At 63.7% G+C, this 20,240-nt stretch carries 18 protein-coding genes; 13 read left to right on the forward strand and 5 right to left on the reverse strand.

The features are described from left to right. Window positions 1–168: 168 nt before the first annotated feature. The 13 genes from CK489_RS03385 to CK489_RS03445 all read left to right on the forward strand — a co-directional run bounded on the left by CK489_RS03385 (window position 169) and on the right by CK489_RS03445 (window position 15,109). Window positions 169–1,119: a helix-turn-helix transcriptional regulator gene (locus CK489_RS03385; protein WP_050629896.1), complete on the forward strand. Its 951-nt coding sequence runs from the start codon at window positions 169–171 to the stop codon at window positions 1,117–1,119. A gap of 49 nt (window positions 1,120–1,168) precedes the next feature. Then, a complete protein-coding gene (locus CK489_RS03390) occupies window positions 1,169–2,119 on the forward strand; it encodes a helix-turn-helix domain-containing protein (protein WP_198960821.1) in 951 nt (316 codons plus the stop codon). 102 nt (window positions 2,120–2,221) lie between these two features. Continuing rightward, window positions 2,222–2,518 (forward strand): hypothetical protein, encoded by a 297-nt coding sequence (locus CK489_RS03395; protein WP_094194122.1) that lies wholly within the window; start codon window positions 2,222–2,224, stop codon window positions 2,516–2,518. Window positions 2,519–2,632: 114 nt separating this feature from the next. Further along, window positions 2,633–3,838, forward strand: coding sequence for an NAD(P)/FAD-dependent oxidoreductase (locus tag CK489_RS03400; protein WP_095731309.1), 1,206 nt, complete (start codon window positions 2,633–2,635; stop codon window positions 3,836–3,838). A gap of 72 nt (window positions 3,839–3,910) precedes the next feature. Further along, window positions 3,911–4,705 carry an acetoacetate decarboxylase gene (locus CK489_RS03405; RefSeq protein ID WP_095731310.1) on the forward strand — a complete coding sequence of 265 codons (795 nt, stop codon included), beginning with the start codon at window positions 3,911–3,913 and terminating at the stop codon, window positions 4,703–4,705. A 32-nt stretch (window positions 4,706–4,737) separates the two neighbouring features. Continuing rightward, the gene (locus CK489_RS03410; protein ID WP_095731311.1) at window positions 4,738–5,919 is read left to right on the forward strand and encodes a DUF3734 domain-containing protein; all 1,182 of its coding nucleotides are present in this window, start codon (window positions 4,738–4,740) and stop codon (window positions 5,917–5,919) included. Between the two features lie 26 nt (window positions 5,920–5,945). Then, complete coding sequence (locus tag CK489_RS03415) at window positions 5,946–7,094, forward strand: HlyD family secretion protein (RefSeq protein WP_095731312.1); 1,149 nt, start codon at window positions 5,946–5,948, stop codon at window positions 7,092–7,094. Window positions 7,095–7,134: 40 nt separating this feature from the next. Further along, on the forward strand, window positions 7,135–8,754 hold the full coding sequence (locus tag CK489_RS03420; RefSeq protein WP_095731886.1) for an MDR family MFS transporter: 1,620 nt from the start codon (window positions 7,135–7,137) through the stop codon (window positions 8,752–8,754). 27 nt (window positions 8,755–8,781) lie between these two features. Continuing rightward, on the forward strand, window positions 8,782–9,246 hold the full coding sequence (locus CK489_RS03425; protein WP_095731313.1) for a carboxymuconolactone decarboxylase family protein: 465 nt from the start codon (window positions 8,782–8,784) through the stop codon (window positions 9,244–9,246). 42 nt (window positions 9,247–9,288) lie between these two features. Beyond that, window positions 9,289–10,071, forward strand: a complete 783-nt coding sequence (locus CK489_RS03430) for a 3-hydroxybutyrate dehydrogenase (RefSeq protein WP_050629890.1) — start codon at window positions 9,289–9,291, stop codon at window positions 10,069–10,071. A 53-nt stretch (window positions 10,072–10,124) separates the two neighbouring features. Then, window positions 10,125–10,835: an SDR family NAD(P)-dependent oxidoreductase gene (locus CK489_RS03435; RefSeq protein ID WP_050629889.1), complete on the forward strand. Its 711-nt coding sequence runs from the start codon at window positions 10,125–10,127 to the stop codon at window positions 10,833–10,835. Window positions 10,836–10,961: 126 nt separating this feature from the next. Further along, window positions 10,962–12,167: a threonine/serine exporter family protein gene (locus tag CK489_RS03440; RefSeq protein WP_245350242.1), complete on the forward strand. Its 1,206-nt coding sequence runs from the start codon at window positions 10,962–10,964 to the stop codon at window positions 12,165–12,167. Between the two features lie 653 nt (window positions 12,168–12,820). Then, window positions 12,821–15,109: a tetratricopeptide repeat protein gene (locus tag CK489_RS03445; protein ID WP_095731315.1), complete on the forward strand. Its 2,289-nt coding sequence runs from the start codon at window positions 12,821–12,823 to the stop codon at window positions 15,107–15,109. 82 nt (window positions 15,110–15,191) lie between these two features. On the opposite strand, the gene CK489_RS03450 is transcribed toward CK489_RS03445, so the two are convergent. The 5 genes from CK489_RS03450 to CK489_RS03470 all read right to left on the reverse strand — a co-directional run bounded on the left by CK489_RS03450 (window position 15,192) and on the right by CK489_RS03470 (window position 20,215). Beyond that, window positions 15,192–15,635 (reverse strand): nuclear transport factor 2 family protein, encoded by a 444-nt coding sequence (locus CK489_RS03450; RefSeq protein WP_050419411.1) that lies wholly within the window; start codon window positions 15,633–15,635, stop codon window positions 15,192–15,194. 40 nt (window positions 15,636–15,675) lie between these two features. Then, window positions 15,676–16,413 (reverse strand): alpha/beta fold hydrolase, encoded by a 738-nt coding sequence (locus CK489_RS03455; protein ID WP_095731316.1) that lies wholly within the window; start codon window positions 16,411–16,413, stop codon window positions 15,676–15,678. 85 nt (window positions 16,414–16,498) lie between these two features. Continuing rightward, a complete protein-coding gene (locus CK489_RS03460) occupies window positions 16,499–17,497 on the reverse strand; it encodes a SphA family protein (protein WP_158226404.1) in 999 nt (332 codons plus the stop codon). Between the two features lie 149 nt (window positions 17,498–17,646). After that, window positions 17,647–18,645: an AraC family transcriptional regulator gene (locus tag CK489_RS03465; protein ID WP_095731318.1), complete on the reverse strand. Its 999-nt coding sequence runs from the start codon at window positions 18,643–18,645 to the stop codon at window positions 17,647–17,649. Window positions 18,646–18,886: 241 nt separating this feature from the next. Beyond that, on the reverse strand, window positions 18,887–20,215 hold the full coding sequence (locus tag CK489_RS03470) for an amidase family protein (RefSeq protein ID WP_095731319.1): 1,329 nt from the start codon (window positions 20,213–20,215) through the stop codon (window positions 18,887–18,889). Window positions 20,216–20,240 lie beyond the last annotated feature (25 nt).

A 20,240-nucleotide genomic window follows, 5' to 3' on the forward strand; every position in this document is an offset into this window, starting at 1 on the left:
CCAAGGTACAGGTCGACCTATCCGTTTGAAACGAGAGCCATAGACCCGCCGCATGATACCGTCCGCGGCACCTTCCGTCGATATTGCGAGCGCGCCACCGGCAATAGCCACGACTGCACGGCGGCCAATGCAATCTATGCCGTGCATTTCTGACGTAGGGACAAGTCCATGAACGAACCGAGCTTGCAGGATCCTTCGAGAGCTCCGTCGGCACCGCCCAGCCGCCACGAAATTGACTTTCCGGCCTCCGATCGACGAGCGGCCGATGCCGAGATGGCACGGGTGCTCGGAACGACGCCGTTTCACATGGCATTGGACGCCTCCGGCGCCGGGATCGCTCATTGGAAACACGAACCGTTGCACGACGTCGTGGAGCCCATGAGCCACCACGTCATCATGGCCTACAACGGCATGACGCAGCGTATGGAACGGCGGTCCGGCAGATCGGTTGCGATCGGAACGTTTCGTCGCGGAGTCGTGATCATCATTCCGGAAGGATCCAGCTCCCGGTGGGATATTCCAAAGCCGGTCGACGTCGTTCAACTCTATCTTCCGCATCGAACGCTGATGCGCGTTGCCGACGAAGCCGGGACCGCCACATCGACGGACCTCCTCGAGCGAACGGCGCATCCCGACTCCATTACATCCCGATTGCTGTTGAGCGCGGCCAGTGCGCTGGAAGGCAATGGAGCTCTCGATATGCTGTTCAGGCATCAACTAACGGAGCTCCTGGCCGCCCGCCTCCTGGCAGCCCACAGCGGTTCGCCGACCACGTTCCAGCCAACCATGGGCGGACTTTCGCCCAAGGTGCTGCTCCGTGCCATCGAGCGCTTGCGTTCGGACAGCGAGGTCGACGTTTCCCTCGATGCCTTGGCTGCGGAAGCCAATCTGTCGCGCTTCCACTTCTGCCGCGCGTTCAAGGAAAGCACCGGCCTCTCCCCTCACGCGTGGTTGCGCCAACACCAGCTTGAGCGGGCGATGCAGATGCTGCGCGACACCGATGAATCGATCGCCATGGTTGCGGCCGAGCTTGGCTATGCCTCGCAAACAGCGTTCGCTGCTGCGTTCCGGCGATTGACGGGAGAGGCACCGAGCGATTGGCGGCGGCGCGTGCGTTAGCGGCAATCGCACTGCAAGCAGAATGTCTTCAGAACGCGAGGTCAGCTCGATGAGCAAGACGGTCCTGCACGATCCTATGAAGGCTCTGTTTGCCGAACCGGGTACGCACCGCAGCAGCTCGCCAGCCGTCGAACGGCGCCCTGCCGACGCCGAGATGGCGCGGGTTCTCAAGACGGCGCCGCTCCAGATGACGTCAGGCTCCAGCAATGGAGTCATCGCGCACTGGAAGCATGGGGCACTGCACGACGTGGTCCAGCCGATGATCGATCATGTCGTCATGACCTACCCAACAGGCATTCAACGCCTGGAGCGGCGCACCGGAAACTCGATCGCGATTGGAACGGCTCGCTCCGGAGTCGTGACCATCATTCCAGCTGGATCAAGCGCCAGATGGGATATTCCTGGCGACGTCGATGTCATCCAGCTTTACCTTCCCCACGCAACGCTCGAACGCGTTGCCCGCGAAGCCGACACGTCCACACCCGGCGATCTTCTGGAGCGGACGGGGCATGCTGACGCCGTCATATCCGGATTGCTGATGAGTACAACGGAGCTGCCGGACGGCAATGCCGTCCTGGACGCCCTATTCAGGGACCGACTGACAGATATCTTGGCCACGCGCCTGCTGGCCGGACACAGTGGCGCGCCAACCGCCTTCGAACCGGTTTCAGGCGGGCTGTCTCCCGGCGCCCTGCGGCGCGCGATCGAGCGTCTGCGCTCGGACAGTCTTGCCGACGTGTCGCTTGCTGCGCTCGCATCCGATGCTGGTCTGTCGCGCTTTCACTTCTGCCGCGCCTTCAAGGAGAGCACCGGGCTTTCACCTCACGCCTGGCTGCGCCAGCTGCGGCTCGAGCAAGCCATGACCATGCTTCGCACCACCGACGTGTCGATCGCGTTAGTGGCAGCAAGGCTTGGCTATGCCTCTCAGGGGGCGTTTACCGCGGCCTTCAGACGGCTGACAGGTGAAACACCGAGCGATTGGCGGCGACGCATACGCTAACAGCAATCGCGCTGAAGGCACCGCAATCGCTCTGGCGCCGGTGCAGCTTTGGTAGGGTAGATAAACAGGGTACCCCGCGCTCTCCAATGACGGAGATAGACGATGATCTCGAAGACCTTCGTTAGCCTTCTTGCAATCCCGCCGCGGCGCAAGCTGGTCGCCCCCACAATCCTGTACGGACTATCGTTGGCAATTCGCTTCACCTCGGCAACTGGTGAAGAGGTGGAAATTCCTGCGCAATCACTGCAAAGGACGTCTCCGGAAATTTCCATGATGGCCAACAATGGCGCACCGCTTCCCTACGTCGGCTGGGGCAGTCCGAATGCCGCTGAACCGCTGTTCTTTCGTCGCCGCCTGCCGCCGCAGGCGTCGTCTCCGCCGAGTTGCGCATCTCCTTAGCGCCTGAGGACTCGTTTCACGTCTTCGCGTCGTCGTCAATCACGAGGAGCCGCTACCTGGGAGCGGCGGCGGCCGCGCGCCTATGCCCGAAGATCAACCACAGGAGAAGATCAAATGCGACTTGTCATCATAGGCGCCGGCTTCGCCGGCATGTATGCTGCGCTTTCCGCCGCTCGGCTCCGCGACATCCAGGGCGTTTCGCCTCGAGACCTCGAGATCGCGCTGGTAGCGCCCGAGCCGACACTAGTGGTTCGCCCCCGGCTCTACGAGCAGAAGCCCGAGACGCTGACGGCACCTCTCCAGGAAGTCCTCAAGGCGATCGACGTTGTCTATGTGCAAGGTAGCGCCGAGACTGTCGACACCAAGTCCCGCATGGTAGACATCTGCGACGCCAAGGGCGCGAAGACGAGCCTCTCCTATGACCGGCTGGTCGTAGCGACCGGCAGTCGTTTATTCCGCCCGAATATTCCCGGTCTTGCCGAGCACGCCTTCAGCGTTGACCAGCTCGACGATGCGATTGCGCTCGACCGTCATCTCCACAGCCTGACCGAACGGCCGGCAAGGAACGGGCGCGACACGGTCGTCGTCGCCGGCGGCGGATTCACTGGAATCGAGACGGCGACGGAGATGCCCGCGCGGCTTCGATCGATCTTCGGCAATAGCGCCAAGCTGCGCGTGGTCATCGTCGATAGGAACAACGCGATTGCTCCCGACATGGGCGCAGGCCCGCGCCCCGTCATCGAAGGCGCATTGCGCAAGCTCGGTGTCGAAACGCGGCTCGGCGCCGGCGTCGCCTCGCTGGACAAGACGGGCGTCACGTTGACTTCCGGCGAGCATATCGAAGCGGAGACCGTGATTTGGGCCGCGGGCATGCGCGCCGCGCCGCTGACGGCGCAGATCCCCGCCGAGCGCGACAGTTTCGGCCGGCTGCTTGTCGACCGCGACTTGCGGGTCCCCGGAGTACCCGGCGTTTTCGCAACCGGCGACGCGGCCAGAGCGGCGTGCGATGACGTCGGCAATTACGCGCTGATGTCCTGCCAGCATGCCGTACGCATGGGTGCCTTCGCCGGCAACAATGCCGCCGCCGAACTCCTGGGAGTTGCGCCCAAGCACTATCACCAGGAGGTCTACGCGACCTGTCTCGACCTCGGAGAAGCCGGCGCGATCTTCACGCGAGGCTGGGATCGAAAGCTCGAGTTGGTCGGCGGCGAAGCGAAGAAGACCAAGCAGCAGATTAACACCGTGTGGATCTATCCCCCGCAGGCCAAGCGCGCCGCCGCACTGGCATCCGCCGATCCGGAGCGTGTCGGCGAAGTGTGAAGCCTGACTCGACAGCGGACCGCGCCGAGAGACGCGGTCCGCCCTGCAAAGATCAACCTGGAGCCTGCCCCGATGAAACACGAGACCGTGCGCGCGACCGCACTCGCGATGCCACTGACGAACCCGGCGTTTCCGCCCGGCCCCTACCGCTTCGTCAACCGCGAGTACTTCATCATCCAGTACCGGACCGATCCTGAGGTGCTGCGCCGCATCGTACCGGAGCCACTCGAGCTGACCGAACCGGTGGTGAATTACGAATTCATCCGCATGCCTGACTCGACCGGCTTCGGCGACTACACCGAAAGCGGCCAGGTCGTCCCCGTTTCCTATCAGGGTCAGGTCGGCAGCTTCACCCATCAGATGTTCCTCAACGACCATCCCCCGATCGCGGGCGGACGTGAGCTCTGGGGCTTTCCCAAGAAGCTGGCGCAACCGAAGCTCGCGGTCGAGATCGATACGCTGGTCGGCACTTTGAACTACGGCTCGGTCCGCATCGCGACGGGCACCATGGGTTACAAGCACCGTGCCCTCGACCTCGAGGTCGAGGCGAGAAAGCTCTCCGCGCCCAACTTCCTGCTCAAGATCATCCCGCATGTCGACGGCACAGCGCGCATCTGCGAGCTAGTGCGCTACCACCTCGAAGATATCACCGTGAAGGGCGCATGGACGGGACCGGCTGCGCTGGACCTTTTTTCGCATGCGCTGGCCCCCGTCGCTGAACTCCCGGTGCTCCAGGTGCTGTCGGCCAAGCACGTCGTTGCCGACCTGACACTCGGGCTCGGCACCGTGGTGCACGACTACCTGTCTGCCGACCGGGCTCTGCGGCGCCAAGAGCCCGAATTCTTGATCGAAGCAACCGCCGGCTGACTGGATCGGCCGCAATATCGGGAGTCCGCAACATGCTTAACGTCATGCGCGAGCAAATCAGTCCTGCGCCGCAGCGAGCCAACTCGCTGCCCTACGATGTCGTCGCCTTGGTGCTGCAGGGCGGCGGAGCGCTCGGAGCTTATCAGGCCGGTGTCTACGAGGGCCTGCACGAAGCCGGCATTCGACCCAACTGGTTGGCGGGCATCTCGATCGGTGCGCTCAATGCGGCCATCATCGTCGGCTCGCCAGAAGGCGAGCGGGTCGAACGGCTACGCCAGTTTTGGGAGACCATCTGCGCCAGTCCGGTCGGGTGGCCCGCCGGCGAAGGGCTGGCGGATGCCCTGCCGTATGCGTTCGATCTTCGCTCGCTGCACAACACCTTTGCCGCGATGAGGGCCCTGTTCCAGGGGCAGCCCGGTTTTTTCAAGCCGCGCTTCCCATCGCCGCTCTGGTCACCGTTTTCGGGCGACGCCGCGACCAGCTTCTACGACACCGCACCGTTGCAACGGACACTGGAGCAGCTCGTCGATTTCGACCGGTTGAACTCGGGCGAGGTACGCGTCAGCGTCGGCGCGGTCAACGTTCGCACCGGAAACCTGACCTACTTTGACACCACCGAACGCAGGCTGGGACCGAAGCATTTCATGGCGTCGGGCGCACTGCCACCGGGCTTCCCTTCGATCGAGATCGAAGGCGAACACTACTGGGACGGCGGCGTCGTTTGGAATACGCCGCTCTCGCGCGTGCTGTCCAGTGAGCCGCGCGACACGCTGACATTCCAGGTCGATCTCTGGTCGGCACGCGGACGTGTCCCTCACGACATGATGGAAGTGTCAAGCCGGCAGAAGGACATCCAATACTCCAGCCGGACCCGCGCCATCACGGATCAGGCCTTGCGGATGCAGAAGATGCGTCAGGCATTGCAGCGAACGATCGAACGGCTGCCGGAAAGCGCGAAGGCGGATCCGGAGATCCGCGCCATCGCCGAGATGGCTCGTCATCGCTCCTGCAACATCATCCACCTGATCTATCAGTCCAAGGTCTACGAGGGCCAGTCCAAGGACTACGAGTTCGGGCTGAACGCAATGCGGGCCCACTGGCAGAGCGGGTTGGAAGACATCCGCCGGACCCTGTGCGACCCACGTCGCCTCGACCTGCCGGCTCCCGAGCTCGGCATCATCACGCACGACATCCATCGGCCGATCGAACTCTAGCTCCCACCTGGTTTCGGAGAAGCGCCATGTCTTCCCTTTCCTTTGCGCCTGAACAGTCAACCAAGAGCACTCTGCGCCCGTCGCGCAGGGCGATCCGGCGGGGAGCGCTGGCATTCGGCGCGGCCCTTGGAGTCGCCGGGGCCGCCGCTTTCGGTCACTACTACATGACGACCGGCCGCTACCTGGAGACGACCGACGACGCCTATGTCAAAGCCGACTCCACCATCATCGCGCCGAAGGTTTCCGGCTACATTGCCGAGGTCCTGGTCGCAGACAACGAGCCGGTGAAAGCCGGTCAGCTGCTGGCCCGGATCGACGACCGCGATTTCGCCACGGCCCTGAACCAGGCGACAGCCGACGTTGCGGCCTCCCAGGCAGCGGTGAAGAACCTCGACGCGCAGATCGAATTGCAGGAGCCGCTCGTTCAACAGCAGGCGGCCGAGGTCGACGCGACCGAAGCCAATCTGAAATTCGCCCAGCAGGAGCGCGCCCGGTACGACGAGCTCATGAAGTCGGGTTCAGGCACGGTTCAGCGCGCCCAGCAAACCGACGCGATGCTGCGCTCGCAGACCGCGCAGTTGCAGCAAGGCAAGGCGGGGTTGATCGCTGCCAACAAGAAGATCGAGGTGCTCTCGACCCAACGCGCCCAGGCGCTCGCCCAGCTTGATCACGCCCGCGCGCTCCAGCAGCAGGCGGCGCTCAACCTGTCCTACACGCAAGTCACCGCGCCGATCGACGGCACGGTCGGCGCGCGCACGCTGCGCGTCGGTCAATTCGTCCAGGCCGGCACGCAACTGATGGCGGTCGTCCCGCTGGATGCCGTCTACGTCGTCGCGAACTTCAAGGAAACCCAACTCACCCATGTGCGCAATGGCCAGCCGGTCGAGCTGCGCATCGACAGCTTCCACGCGATCAGGCTGAGGGGCCATGTCGACAGCCTCTCGCCGGCAAGCGGCCTGGAGTTCGCGCTGCTGCCTCCCGACAACGCCACCGGCAATTTCACCAAGATCGTGCAGCGCGTGCCGGTGAAGATCGTGCTCGACGATCGCAACCTGAAGGGCCTGCTGCGTCCAGGGATGTCGGCGGTGCCCACGATCGATACCAAATCGGAAGCCGTTGCCGCACGCGAAGCCGAAAGACATCTCGCGTCGCGCGGCCGGCAACCTCGCGGCTGACCGTCCGCGCATATCCCTGCTTGTTTGCAAGGAGACCACCATGACGACGTTGCAGAACACCGCCGGCGCCTTGCCCGCGAACGAGCCTTTGCCGTCCCCCGCGGCGCCGGTGGCGCAGACCGTCACGGCAAAGACCTGGCTCGCGGTAACCGGCGCGACGCTTGGCGCCTTCATGGCGGTGCTCAATATCCAGATCGTCAACGCCTCGCTCGCCGACATTCAGGGCGGGATCGGCGCAGGCATCGACGACGGCGGCTGGATCTCGACCTCCTACCTGATCGCCGAGATCGTGGTCATTCCGCTCAGCGGCTGGCTTGCCCAGGTGTTTTCGGTCCGCATCTATCTGCTGACCAACGCCTTCCTGTTCCTGGTGTTCTCCGCGGCGTGTGCGATGGCGCAGGATTTGCCGCAGATGATCGCGCTGCGCGCAGTGCAGGGTTTTACAGGCGGCGTCCTGATCCCGATGGCGTTCACGCTGATCATCACTCTGCTGCCAAAGGCAAAGCAGCCGATCGGGTTGGCGATGTTCGCGATCTCCGCGACCTTTGCTCCCGCGATCGGACCGACCATCGGCGGCTATCTCACCGAGAACTTCGGCTGGAAATACATCTTTTATGTCAACGCCGTGCCCGGCGCGGCGATGATCGCGATGCTGTTCTTCTCGCTGGAAGCGAATCCGATGAAGTTGTCGCTGCTCCGCGAAGGCGACTGGGCAGGCATCATCACCATGGCGATCGGACTCGCCGCCCTGCAGACCGTGCTGGAAGAGGGCAACAAGGACGACTGGTTCGGCTCGCCTTTCATCGTTCGGCTGACTCTGATCGCCGCGGTTGCGCTGACCCTGTTCCTCGCAATCGAGCTGACCGTGAGCAGACCCCTCTTGAACCTGCGCATCCTGGCCCGCCGCAATTTCGGCTTCGGCGTGCTCGCGAACTTCCTGCTCGGCGTCTCGCTCTATGGTTCGGTCTACGTCCTTCCGGTCTATCTGTCCCGGATCCAGGGCTACAATTCCGAGCAGATCGGCATGGTGCTGGCATGGACCGGCCTGCCACAGCTCGTGCTGATACCGCTGGTTCCGCGCCTGATGAAGAACTTCGACCCGCGCCTCGTCATCGGTGTCGGCTTTGTGCTGTTCGGCGGTTCCAACTTCTTCAACATCCACATGACGAATGACTACGCCGCCGATCAGCTGTTCTGGCCGAATGTCATCCGCGCGCTTGGCCAGGCCCTCGTCTTTGCGCCACTGTCCGCTGTTGCAACGGCGGGAATGGAGGCGGAGAACGCCGGCTCGGCATCTGCGCTCTTCAACATGATGCGCAATCTCGGAGGCGCGATCGGCATCGCCGCCCTGCAGACGCTGCTGACGAAGCGCGAGCAATTTCATTCCAACGTGCTCTCGCAGCAGGTGACATTGTTCGAGCAGGCGACCCGTACCCGGCTCGATCAACTCACCCAGTATTTCATGAATCACGGCGTGATCGATCGCGTCGATGCCGTCCACCGCGCCTACGTCGCGATCGGAAAGATTGTCCAGAAGCAGGCTTTCATCCTCGGCTTCAGCGACACCTTCTATCTGCTCGGCATCTCGCAGATCGTAGCCCTGATGGCAGCACTGATGCTCACCAAGCCCGACCGCCTCGATGCCGGCGGCGGTCATTGACCATCCCATCCCCAGAGGAGAACGATCATGAAACCCCGCATGAATTTCTACCAGGCCGCCCCCGAGACCATCAAGGCGCTGACCGCGGTGGAGAATCAAATCCAGTCATCCGGCCTCGAACTGTCGTTGATCGAGCTCGTCAGGGCCCGTGCCTCGCAGATCAACCGCTGCGCCTTCTGCATCAACATGCACACGCAGGATGCACGCAAGCACGGCGAAACCGAGCAGCGGCTCTATCTCCTGAACGCCTGGCGCGAAGCGCCACTCTACAGCGACCGCGAACGCGCCGCACTGGCCTGGACCGAGGCGGTCACGCTGATCTCCGAAACGCACGCGCCCGACGACGTCTATGACGAGCTCTGCCAGCACTTCTCCGACGCCGAGGCGGCGAACCTGACCATCCTGATCGGAACGATCAACGCGTGGAATCGCCTTGCCATCGCTTTCCGCGCCATACCGCCAAGCAGGGCCAGGGCGGCGTCGGCCGCCTGAGTCTCTACGTACATCAACTCTCTCACATCGAAAGGAACTGCCATGCTGAAGGGAAAAGTAGCAATCGTCACCGGGTCAACCAGCGGCATCGGACTGGGCATCGCCAAGGAATTGGCCGGCCTCGGCGCCGACCTGGTGCTGAACGGATTTGGCGACGCCGCCGAGATCGAGTCGATTCGCGGCGGCATCGAGCGTGAGAGTGCCGTGCGTGTCATTTACGACGGCGCCGATATGTCGAAAGGAGACGCCGTACGCGGGATGATCGCGGCCGCGTTCGAGAAATTCGGACGCATCGACATCCTGGTGAACAATGCCGGCATCCAGTTCACCGCTCCGGTAGAGGAATTTCCCGCCGCCAAGTGGGACGCGATCCTTGGGATCAATCTGTCCGCGGCATTCCACGGCATCGCCGCCGCGGTGCCCCGGATGAAGAAGCAGCGCTGGGGGCGGATCATCAACATTGCCTCGACGCACGGCCTTGTCGCCTCAACCCATAAGGCCGCTTATGTTGCGGCCAAGCACGGGCTGGTTGGCCTGACGAAGGTGGTCGGTCTCGAGACCGCCGGCAGCGGCGTCACCTGCAATGCGGTCTGTCCGGGCTGGGTGAGAACGCCCTTGGTCGAAAAGCAGATCAGCGACATGGCCGCGCGACGAGGCATCACCCAAAAGGAAGCGGCCAATGAGCTGCTGGCCGAGAAGCAGCCGTCTCTGGATTTCGTGTCTCCCTCACAGCTTGGCGGCACGGTTGCCTTCCTCTGTTCACCCGCGGCGGACCAGATCACCGGCACGACGATTTCCGTCGATGGCGGCTGGACCGCGCAGTAGCTGAGACGAGACCGGCGGCGTCGCCGCTTCAACAGAGGATATGAAGGCACATCATGGGTACAGAACGGAAAGTGGCTATCATCACCGGCGCGTCGCAAGGTATCGGCGAGGCGTTGGTCGGCGCCTACCGCGATCGCAACTTTCGCGTGGTCGCGAATTCCCGCTCGATCAGGCAGTCGTCCGATCCGGATATCCTGGCCGTTGCCGGGGACATCGCCGATCCGAGCACCGCTGAGCGCATCGTGTCGCAGGCGATCGACCGTTTCGGTCGTATCGATACCCTCGTCAACAATGCCGGCATCTTCGTCGCAAAGCCATTTACCGAATATTCGGACGACGACTATGCCAACCTGCTGGGGATCAATCTCGACGGTTTCTTCCATGTTACCCGCCGCGCAGCCAAGGAAATGCTGAAGCGGGGATCCGGGCATATCGTGCAGATCACAAGCAGCCTCGACGAACACGCCTTCAGCAGCGTGCCTTCGGCGCTGGCAGCTCTCACGAAAGGCGGCTTGAACGCAGCAACGAAGTCGCTCGCGATCGAATATGCGCGCAAGGGTATCCGCGTCAACGCTGTCGCGCCCGGCGCGGTCAAGACGCCGATGCACGCACCCGAATCCTACGACTTCCTGGCCAAGCTGCATCCGGTCGAACGAATGGGCGAGGTGCGCGATGTCGTCGATGCGGTGCTGTACCTCGAAGGAGCCAACTTCACCACGGGCGAGATCCTGCACGTCGACGGCGGACAGAGCGCCGGACACTAGGGAGAGCACCGCGCCGTCCGAATCGACGGCGCGGAACGGCATCCGGAATTTCGAGGCCAGCTTGTAATGACGGTCGTACCTCAATCGTCCCGGTCGGACTCTGAGGCTGCAGCGCGCGAAGCGGCATTGGACACTGTCGCGCTGGCAGCCAGGCTGCTGTTTGTCCACGGGCAAACCACGGAGCGGATGGTGGTGACTGCCGAACGCCTTGGGGCAGCCATGGGCGTGCCGGCGAAGGTGCTGCCGGACTGGGACAAGCTTACGGTCGAGTTCGACGGTACGTCGTTGTCCGAGGTCGTCCCTGCGAAGCCGCTCGCCGTAGACATGCACAGGGTGCTCGCCATCACCGTCATTGTGGACCGGCTATGCAACGGCACCCTGCCGGCGGATCAAGCACGGCCCGCGCTGCTTTCGGCCGGAAACAAACCCACCGCGAGCACGCTCCAATTCACTTCGGCTGCAGCCATCGGCGCGGCGTCTCTCGGGGTAATCTTCGGCGCGCTCGACATCGCGAGCCTGATGCTCATTGCATCGAGCGCCGCCATCGGCGCCCTCGTCCGACGTAGGCTGTCAACCCTGAGCACCAACCCCTTTGTCCAACCGCTTTGCGCCGGCCTGATTGCCGGCCTCATCGCGGCCGTTTCGGCCAACCTTCATTTGCGGATTGCGACAGCGCTCGTCGCATTCTGTCCTTGCATGATGCTGGTGCCGGGCCCGCATCTCCTCAACGGCGCGATCGATCTCGCCCGGACGCGGATTGCACTTGGCATCGCTCGCCTGACCTATGCCGCCATCATCGTGCTCATGATCTGTTTCGGCCTGCTGCTGGGGTTCGCGGCCAGCGGGGCCGCACCCCCAGCCGCCGGACCATCCGCGCCCGTGCCACTCATGGCCGACGCGATCGCGGCAGGATGCGCCGTCGCCTCCTTCGGGGCGTTGTTCTCGATGCCATGGCGCATGCTGCCATTCCCGGTTGCGGCCGGCGTGCTCGGGCATGCGGCACGGTGGGCACTGATCTCGCTCGCAGGGACGAATGTCGCGACCGGAGCGCTCATCGCCTGCATTCTGGTCAGCATCATCGTGACGCCGGTGGTAGACCGCCTGCATCTGCCCTTCGCCGCACTGGGCTTTTCCGCGGTCGTCTCCATGATGCCGGGCTTCTTTCTGTTCCAGGCCGCGAGCGGCCTCGTCGAATTGGTCTCGATGGGAGCTCGTGCGCCGACCACTCTGCTGACGAATGTCGCCGCGGATGGCACCACGGCATTTCTGGTCGTCTTGGCGATGACGTTCGGGTTGATCCTGCCGCGCATGCTGCTGGAATCTCGCTTGTGACATGGCACGCATCGTCCAAGGGACGGTAATCCAATTGACTTTCTGGCTGTGAAGGCGCCGCCGATCAGTTCGCCGTCACGGGCGTGGATTTCGACGGGAAAGCAACGCCGAGTTATTCCGCTACGCGAGGCCCGGCGCGCAGGGTACCAGGAGATCAGGGCCGTCCGGTTCTCGATACTGTCGATGCGGTGGAGCTCCCGACGTCGAGTGTCCAGACCGAAACGGCTTGGAGACAGCCTGCGCCCGGGGAGCCTGAATCTTTTTCAACTAATGCCGCGCATCGGTTGTTGGCATTCTTGTCGGCATCGGCACAATCCGAAGACAAAAATTATTTCAATTTCAGATGGTTACACCATTAGACTGCTATCGGCCCTGGGGCACCACGCTTCGCCCTTGCGGGCTTCGCTTGGCGCAGCCACGCGAAAGGCTGCAAGGGCGAAGCGTGTCCGGCGAAGCTTGAGCGAAGCGAGAGCGACGGACGGCCTGGGCCCCATCTGGCAACGTTCGATCTTTCCAGATCAGATGCGGTCTTCCTTGCGGCATTCACGGCCGTGCGCCCGCTTTTGCTGCTATGCGGCGGTATCCGTGCTGGTAGATTGCAATGCTGCTGGTATTGCGATTTTTGGAGTGAACGGAGCACGTGACGAGGTCGGATGCCCGAAACAGGTGAGCCCTCCCAGCCCGCGTTCGCGCAGGCTCTCGCGCTGCATCAGCGGGGGCAGTTGGCGGCGGCAGAGAAGATCTATGAAGATATTCTCCGGCGACAGCCAAGCAACTTCGATGCGCTGCATCTGTTAGGCCTGATTTCCGCACAGACCGGCCGCAGCGAGCGCGGTGTTGACCTGATCCGGCGAGCGATCAGGCTCAACGGCAACGTTGCGGACGCGCACAACAATCTGGGTAACGCGCTGCGCGATTTGCGCCGCTTCGACGAAGCGCTCGCGAGCTTCGACCGGGCGACCGCGCTCAGGCAAAACCTCGCGCCGGCGCTCTACAATCGCGGATTGACGCTCGCAGACCTTGGCCGCCACGAGGAGGCGCTCGCCAGCTACGATCGCGTGATCGCACTGGTGCCGGGCCATGCAGATGCCCATCGGAACAAGGGCGCCGCGCTGAGAAAGCTCGGGCGGTTCGAGGAGGCCCTGGCGAGCCTGGACAAGGCGATTGCGCTCAAGCCCAACGACGCCGGTGCACACAACGATCGTGGCAACGTGCTCAATGATCTCGAGAGGTTCGATGAGGCGCTCGCGAGCTACGACTTGGCGCCGGGAATTGCCGGCGCGTGCTACAACCGCGGCAACGTGCTGACCAGACTGGATCGTCTCGAAGAGGCGATCGCGAGTTTCGACAAGGCGATCGCGCTGCGGCCCGACTATGGCGAAGCCTACAACAACCGCGGCACGGCGCTGCTCAAGCTCAGGCAGCCCGAGGCGGCGCTCGCCAGCATCGACAAGGCGATCCAGTACAAGGGCGACGATGCGGCGGCCCATGCCAACCGCGGCAAGGTTCTATCCATGCTGGCGCGCTACGACGAGGCCCTCGCTGCCTATGACAGGGCCGTCGCGCTCAAGCCGGACCAGGCCGACATCGAAGGCTATCGTCTGCACGCCAAATCTCACCTTTGCGACTGGGACAACTTCCGCGCCGATTGCGCCCAACTGATCGAGTCGATCAGGGAGCGGAACGCGACGACGGCGCCATTCCTGTTTTGCAGCGTTCCTTCATCGGCCGCCGACCAGCTGCTGTGCGCCACGCGATGGACCGCGAAGAACCATCCGCCGTCCGAGAACCAGCGCTGGCGGGGCGAGCGCTATCATCACGATCGAATTCGCATCGGCTATTTCTCATCGGATTTCTGCAATCACGCGACATCGCATTTGATGGCAGGGATGTTCGAGTGCCACGACCGGTCGAAATTCGAGACGGTGGCCATCTCATGGTCACCCACCGACCCCACGGAGATGCGTCGACGGCTTGAGGCGACGTTCGATCGCCTTGTCGAGGTCGGGGACATGAACGACGATGAAGTCGCCGACCTGATCCGACGATTGGAGATCGACATCCTGGTCGATTTGAAGGGCTTTACCGGGGGATCCCGCACCAGAGTCCTGGGCCGCCGGCCCGCCCCTATCCAGGTCAGTTATCTGGGTTACCCCGGAACACTCGGTGCCCCGTTCGTCGACTACATCATCGCCGATCGGACCGTGATCCCGGACCACCATCGCGAATTCTACAGCGAAAAGGTGGTCGCGCTGCCCGACACCTATCAGGCCAACGACGACAAGCGCGCTATTGCCGATCGGATCTTTACGCGCGGTGACGTGGGGCTGGCACCGGCGGGCTTCGTGTTTTGTTGCTTCAACAACAACTACAAGATCACGCCCGACATGTTCGATCGGTGGATGAGGATCCTCGGCCGCGTCGAGGGCAGCATGTTGTGGCTGCTCGAAGCCAGCGCCGAGTCTGCCGCAAATCTGCGCAAGGAGGCGGTCGCGCGTGGCGTCGCTGCGGAACGCCTTGTGTTCGCACAGCGTGCGTCGTTACCCGACCATCTCGCACGCCACCGCCTCGCCGACCTGTTCCTCGACAGCACGCCCTACAACGCCCACACGACCGCCAGCGATGCGCTATGGGCCGGGCTGCCGGTGCTGACCGTTCTCGGCGAAACGTTTGCCAGCCGGGTCGCGGCAAGCTTGCTCCACGCGGTCGGCCTACCCGAGCTTATTGCGGAATCGCCGGAGGCCTACGAGCAGATGGCGGTCGATCTTGCAATCCATCCCTCGAGGCTCGCGGCGCTCAAGACCAGGCTGACGGCCAACCGGCAGACGGCACCGTTGTTCGATACCAAACGTTTCACGGGGCATATCGAGGCCGCTTACACCGCGATGCATGAGCGCCACCGGACGGGCCTCGCGCCGGACCATATCGTCGTCCCGGCGTGATCGTTGCGGCGTCGCCAACTTTCGCGGCCGCCGTGGTTTCGACGCGCGAACCGCGCCGAGCAAGGTCCTGATAATGATGCTTTCACGCACTCTTGGCGACTGGCGCAACCACCGGCTTGGCGTCGCCGAACATCGCCGGATCGATCGTCAACTGAAAGCGCTTGAAGCGCCAGCCCTGGCCCGTTCGCTTCACGATGCAATCGCCGCCCGCAGTGGCGATTGCAACCGGCCCGGTCGCGATGTTCATCTTGGTGATGTAGAAGCGATAGCGTGCGCCCTCCTCATGGGCATCGACGACGTGGTTGGTAAGGAAATGCCGCACGCCGTCTTCCTTGCCGGCGGCGATGTGCTTGGTGATGAATTCCTTCACCGCGGCGGGACCGACGAACTCGCCGTAGGGGGCAACGAAGACGCCGTCGTCGGCAAAGCCGGAGGCGAACCCGCCGGCATCCTCACTGTCGAGCCCGATATAGGTGCGCGCGGTGAGTTCCTGGATATCGATCTTGTCTTCGGTCGTGATGGTCATCGATAGTCTCCCTTGGGTTTCAGTATTTGAATGAATGGACTCAGGCGGACGCGATGTGCCGCCGCAGCAGCGCGTTGAAGGGCTCGCCAACCTTCTGGACTGCGTGACCGGCCCCTTGCAGGCAGTGGCATTCGACGTTGAACAGGTCAGCGAGCCGCCCGCTGATGCCGTCAAATGCTTCACTCCATCCGCCGGCGACGACGAGCTTCGGAAAGCGCGCGTCGGCGACCGCGCCGACCGGCGCATCGACGCTCCAGGGACGCTCGGTGACGAGGACGCCGGCCGCAGCGTTCACCGGCGGGGGAAGCGGATCGGGCATCGGCATGTTCATCTCGAGCGCCGCCAGGAAACCGGTCACGAAGGCGTGGCGCTTCGTCCGATCGGCGGTGGCCCAATGCTTGCGCATCGCCTCCGCCACGCGGCGCACCGGGGCGAGATCGGACGCCAGCGCGAAGGCCGGCGGCTCAATCACCGTGAGCGAACGCACGAGGTCGGGACGCCGGCCGGCGGCGTTCATCGCAACGATCCCTCCCATCGACGTGCCGACCAGATGGGCGCCGTCGCCGAGCAACTCGATGACATCAGCCGCATCGCGAAGGACATCCACCGCATCGATCGGCGCGGTGTCGCCGTAGCCGCGGCGGGTCATGACTGCCAGGGCGAAGGTGTCGGCCAGCGGCTTCTGCTCGCCGAATGCAGCGGCACCGACGCCAAGGCTGCCGTGGACAAGGACGATCCGGTCCGCTCCACTACCCCAATTTTCAACTGCATAGGACATCAATGGTCTCCAATTTTCGATGGCGCGATGTGCGGTCGCACGGCCGCGCGGTGCGGTGTCGAGCGTTGCGGGGTCGCGAATGCTGCTATTTGCGAAACGATGTACGCGTTGGCGCGGGGGCCGGCGCTTCGGGCGCCCACAGCCGGTGGCTCAGGTTGGCGAATACCGTGAAACCGCGCGAGACGGCCGCGCTGTCGATACCAGGCATCGCCGTCCCTCCGGAAACGTTGGCTGACAGCTCGTGCGTCGCCCACACGCTCAACGCGGCAGGACCGAAATTGTATCCGACCAGCGCGCCGGCGGCCCAGATGTCGTAACGCTTGAGATTGACCGCCCCGCCATAGAATGCGCTGGACTTGTCGTCGCTCACTTGTCCGACGTAGTAGCCGACGGGACCGAACGTCCAGTTGCCGATGGTTTTGGTCGCGGTGAATTCGGCATGCAGCACGTTGCCGCTGGTGTAGCCGGTCACCGAGCTCGCGGTGTTGATTTCCTCGAATAGGTTGGCGGTGAGATTCCAACCGTCCTTGAAATAGGAGGCGACGAGGTTCGGCTGGAAAGTCCACCAGGGCGCGCCGACATTTCCAAGCCCGTTGGGGCCTGAGGTGGTGCCGGTCGGCATCCACATGCCGAAGCCCGACTTGACGTACACACCGCTGTCGCCGAGCTTCCAGCTCAGCTCCGCCGGCGCCAGGAACGTATTGTGCATGCCGAGCGGATTGACGTTCACCGGCGATCCGACGTCGAGCATCATGAACGGTTGCACGATCACCGCATCGTAGGTTGCGCCGAATACTGTCCATCCGGGCACCCAGAGCAATCCTGCGGCCCCGGCCGCGATGTGAACGGAGGTCTTGCCGCCGCCTGCGGCGGTGGGCGCGCCCGGACCGACGATCGATCCCGAATAGGCCACCGCCTGATCGAACATATAGAGGCCGGCCGGCGGCGTGATCGCGGCATTTCCAAGTACGAGGCCCGGCTTCTGCGCCGAGCCGATATAGCCGGCCTCGAACGCTGAGGCCTGCGTGCAAGCTACCGTCAGGCCGACCGTCAATCCTGTAATAAATATCCGTGTAGAAAACATGTCCCCTCCGATCCAATGCCTCCTGCTCTCATCACCGGATGGCGGCGGCAGGTTTCGTTGGCTGGAATGTTGGACAGAGGACGGCGCGGCGCTATCGCACGCGCGAAGACGGCTATCGGAATCGCGAAAATTTTCGTGGACGCGCGGCGCTACGAGCGGCGTTTTGCCAGCACGACGGACGGCTTCTCGCCGAATCGCTGCTTGAATCGCACCGAGAAATCGCCAAGGTGGAAGAAGCCGCATTGCAGCGCGACGTCGGTCACCGCAACACTGCCGGGTTCGGATGACAACAGAATGGCGTGCACCCGGTCGAGCCGTTGCGCGCGCAGCCATCGGCTCGGCGACGTCCCGAGATCGCGCTGGAACCCGGCCTGGAGGCTGCGCAGGCTGAGCCCGCAGTGCCGTGCGACCTGCCCCAGGCTGACCGCATCGGCGATGTGCTGGCGCATATAGTCCATCGCCTTGCGCACCTGCGCCGACGGCGCTGCCCCGTTCGCCGCAGCGATCGCGCCGCTGAAATTGTTCGGCTGCGCCATCAGCAGCGATTCGATGATCAGTTCCTCGAGCCGCACCAGCATCTTCGGATGCGCCAGCGCCTCGCTGAACATCGACAGGCTGGCGGCGGCCTCTAGCAGCTTGTGCCAGAACGCCGGGACACCGCGCAACGCGAGATCGAAATGAACCGGCATCGCCTTGTCGAGGCCGAGAAAGTTCGCGCAGGCCACCTCGACCCGCCGGCGGTCGAGCCGCAACAGGATCTGGTCGAACGCGCCATCGATGTCGAGGCGAAATTCCCGGTATGGCCCTACGATCGTGCCGTGGCCCGGTGTCACCTCGGCAACTGCCGAGCCATAGCGAAACAGCGCGCTGCCCTGCACCGGCAGCGTGACGAGGAAATTCCCCTCCTCCGACAATTCGGGCACCACCGTGACGTCGCCGCCATAGCGCAGCCGGTTCAGCGAAATCGGTCCTATTGGCAGATGATGCAGGCGCGCGGCGAGCTTCGCGCGCCGCCCCCGCATAGCCAGGTCGTGCGGCCGGAGCATCCTGCTGCATCCGTCGACGACCTCGTCAAGGTCACCGCTTGCAAGAACCAAGTGCTTGGCGTCGAACAGACGACCTGCGATGAACGAGGTCGACACGGCCATCACTGCTGCTCCTCTCCAATCGTCGGCGACGCCTTGACATCACAACCATAGCGCAATCGGGTGATTGGCGCACGGTATCGTCGTTATCGGCAACATGGTTCTGCCGCATCGCAAAACCCGCTATTGGCCACCGCCGCAGAAGCGCCCTGCTTCGGCGCCGATGCCCGAAATCGACAATCGACAGGTTCACACGCGCTCTTGCACAACCTCTTCGCTCAAACAGATACGACGGTCGAAAGTCCTAAACGGCATTCGAATGGCCACGCAGCAGCGCCTCGACACAGGACGCGATCTCCAGCAGGCGCCGGTCGGCATTCCTGCGGCCGATCAGCATCAGGCCGACCGGAAGCCCGTCTACGGGTATCGGCAATGAGATCGACGGACAATCGAGCAGATTGGCGACCCGTGGATTGCGAAGCACGAGACCATTGGCCTGATGGAACGCAGCGTCCTCTTCAACCGACGACAACAACGGCGCGCGGATCGGCGTCGTCGGCAGGATGAAAACCTCATCATTGCCGAAGGACTGCTCGAAGAACCGGATGGCGGCTTGCCGCAGCCGCACCATGCGCACATAGTCGATACCGAGGATACCGGCGCCCGCCTCGATGCGAACGCGGGTCTTCGGATCGACTCCATCCAGGCTCGACAGGCCGAGACCACGCAACGTCGCGCCGACCTCGATCGACGGAAACGTGCCGATCCCATCGATCTCGGCGACATCGTCGAGAGCGGCCTCGATCGATCCATCCGCAATCTGCAATCCACCTGATCGAAGCCGCTCGACGGCATTCTTAAACGCGCCGAGCACCTCCGGCTCGCAACTATCAAACAGGCGACCGCGAGCGACCGTGAGACGAAAGGTGTAGGGAGAGGCCGGCTGCGGCCGCGACGCCACGTCTCCACCCGACAGCACCTGATCGGCCATGAAGCAGTCCGCGACGCTCAAGGCGATCGGACCGATGGTATCGAGGCTCGACGACAGCGAGAACGCGCCGGCAGTCGGCACGAAGCCGCTCGTCGGCTTGAAGCCGGTCGCCCCCGACAGCGCCGCCGGAATTCGGATCGACCCTCCGGTGTCGCTCCCGATGGCGATTTCGGCCATGCCGTCAACAACCGAGACGACCGCCCCTGACGAGGATCCTCCCGGCGCGCGCCGGCGGTCGCGGGGGTTGCCAGGCACCCCATCGTGCGGATTGGTGCCGAGTGCGGAAAAGGCAAACTCGGTCATCTGCGTCTTGCCGATGATCACCGCTCCCGCCGCGCGCAAACGCTTCACGACCAGCGCGTCTTCAGCGGCGGGCGGCAAGGCGCGCAATACGGCGGAGCCCGAGCTCGTCACGGTGCCGGCGACGTCGAACAGAGCCTTGACCGAGACAATGCGACCGTCGAGCGGGCCGCGCGTCGTCCCGGCGGCGACTCGTCGATCGGCGGCTTCGGCCTCGCACCTAGCGCTCTCCTCGAACAAAGCGGTGAAGGTATTCGCTGCGTCAGATGATCGCGCGCGTGTCAGCGCGGCTTCCAATCGTGCCACGGCGGTGGGTTGAGATTGGTCGTTAGCTAACGTCATCGGTCGACGCTCCTCACCGGACGCT

It is taken from the genome of Bradyrhizobium sp. UFLA03-84, assembly GCF_002289535.1.
In the GTDB taxonomy this organism is placed as follows: domain Bacteria; phylum Pseudomonadota; class Alphaproteobacteria; order Rhizobiales; family Xanthobacteraceae; genus Bradyrhizobium; species Bradyrhizobium viridifuturi.

What these genes read in the sequence shown, in the direction of transcription:
- CK489_RS03390 (WP_198960821.1), top strand. Translation starts at nt 1,169, where the DNA reads ATGAGCAAGACGGTCCTGCACGATCCTATGAAGGCTCTGTTTGCCGAA.
- CK489_RS03435 (WP_050629889.1), top strand. Translation starts at nt 10,125, where the DNA reads ATGGGTACAGAACGGAAAGTGGCTATCATCACCGGCGCGTCGCAAGGT.
- CK489_RS03420 (WP_095731886.1), top strand. Translation starts at nt 7,135, where the DNA reads ATGACGACGTTGCAGAACACCGCCGGCGCCTTGCCCGCGAACGAGCCT.
- CK489_RS03425 (WP_095731313.1), top strand. Translation starts at nt 8,782, where the DNA reads ATGAAACCCCGCATGAATTTCTACCAGGCCGCCCCCGAGACCATCAAG.
- CK489_RS03460 (WP_158226404.1), bottom strand. Translation starts at nt 17,497, where the DNA reads ATGTTTTCTACACGGATATTTATTACAGGATTGACGGTCGGCCTGACG.
- CK489_RS03470 (WP_095731319.1), bottom strand. Translation starts at nt 20,215, where the DNA reads ATGACGTTAGCTAACGACCAATCTCAACCCACCGCCGTGGCACGATTG.
- CK489_RS03410 (WP_095731311.1), top strand. Translation starts at nt 4,738, where the DNA reads ATGCTTAACGTCATGCGCGAGCAAATCAGTCCTGCGCCGCAGCGAGCC.
- CK489_RS03405 (WP_095731310.1), top strand. Translation starts at nt 3,911, where the DNA reads ATGAAACACGAGACCGTGCGCGCGACCGCACTCGCGATGCCACTGACG.
- CK489_RS03430 (WP_050629890.1), top strand. Translation starts at nt 9,289, where the DNA reads ATGCTGAAGGGAAAAGTAGCAATCGTCACCGGGTCAACCAGCGGCATC.
- CK489_RS03415 (WP_095731312.1), top strand. Translation starts at nt 5,946, where the DNA reads ATGTCTTCCCTTTCCTTTGCGCCTGAACAGTCAACCAAGAGCACTCTG.
- CK489_RS03385 (WP_050629896.1), top strand. Translation starts at nt 169, where the DNA reads ATGAACGAACCGAGCTTGCAGGATCCTTCGAGAGCTCCGTCGGCACCG.
- CK489_RS03465 (WP_095731318.1), bottom strand. Translation starts at nt 18,645, where the DNA reads ATGGCCGTGTCGACCTCGTTCATCGCAGGTCGTCTGTTCGACGCCAAG.
- CK489_RS03455 (WP_095731316.1), bottom strand. Translation starts at nt 16,413, where the DNA reads ATGTCCTATGCAGTTGAAAATTGGGGTAGTGGAGCGGACCGGATCGTC.
- CK489_RS03395 (WP_094194122.1), top strand. Translation starts at nt 2,222, where the DNA reads ATGATCTCGAAGACCTTCGTTAGCCTTCTTGCAATCCCGCCGCGGCGC.
- CK489_RS03445 (WP_095731315.1), top strand. Translation starts at nt 12,821, where the DNA reads ATGCCCGAAACAGGTGAGCCCTCCCAGCCCGCGTTCGCGCAGGCTCTC.
- CK489_RS03450 (WP_050419411.1), bottom strand. Translation starts at nt 15,635, where the DNA reads ATGACCATCACGACCGAAGACAAGATCGATATCCAGGAACTCACCGCG.
- CK489_RS03400 (WP_095731309.1), top strand. Translation starts at nt 2,633, where the DNA reads ATGCGACTTGTCATCATAGGCGCCGGCTTCGCCGGCATGTATGCTGCG.